Genomic DNA, 737 nt, shown 5'->3' on the forward strand with positions numbered 1-737 from the left:
CCCCCCCCCCCCCCCCCCACACCAGTGTCTTTAACTGTTTAATGTCCTCAATATCTTTATTAGAAGATAAAATTGTAAGAGAAATAGAACTAGTAATAATCAGAATAATTGGAGCAGACATATAAGCAATAAAGGAAGCTCTTGCTTCTTGTACACCGTTTGCTGTATTCATGAATGAATACATATTTTGGGTGTAAAGAATAAACCCAGAAATGAGAGTTACTCCCATGCTCATTGAAGTTTGTATACTTTTCAAATAGCTAGGATTGGATAGTAGATTCCAAAAGCCTGTATTAATTACATAATTTTCAGTTGGAAATATCCTCATTAAAAATTTTATTAGAAACATTTGCATTGATGGAGATAGTGATTGAATAATAAGGATGTGAATAATTAATAAAAATAATACTATGCTTGACTGTTTTTCAATTATTTCTTTGTTTCTGATAAAACCTGCTGAAACAATAGAACCTATACATAGTAACCATAGGAATAAACGAACAGAGATGTTAACAAATCCAGCTACTGTAACTTTTCTTTTTTTCTTTTTTGGTTTTAATATTGATGATATTTTAAGTATTCGACTTGAATAAAAGTAAGCCCCTATCCCGACAATTGTTGGAACTATGAAAACACTCAATAAAATTGATTGAATGTTGGCTGTAATAACTAAATCAGGTAACTCATCTCTTCCTAATAAATTTTGTAAAAATTTGTAGTAACTATCTGCCATGATA

General features: G+C 30.7%; 1 pseudogene. It reads right to left on the reverse strand.

Features of this window, described 5'->3' with window-relative positions:
* Nucleotides 1-737 (reverse strand): annotated as a pseudogene (locus D8837_RS09785) (beta-carotene 15,15'-monooxygenase); the annotation flags it as partial.

Source organism: Streptococcus mitis (genome assembly GCF_003942965.1).
GTDB lineage: Bacteria > Bacillota > Bacilli > Lactobacillales > Streptococcaceae > Streptococcus > Streptococcus mitis_BH.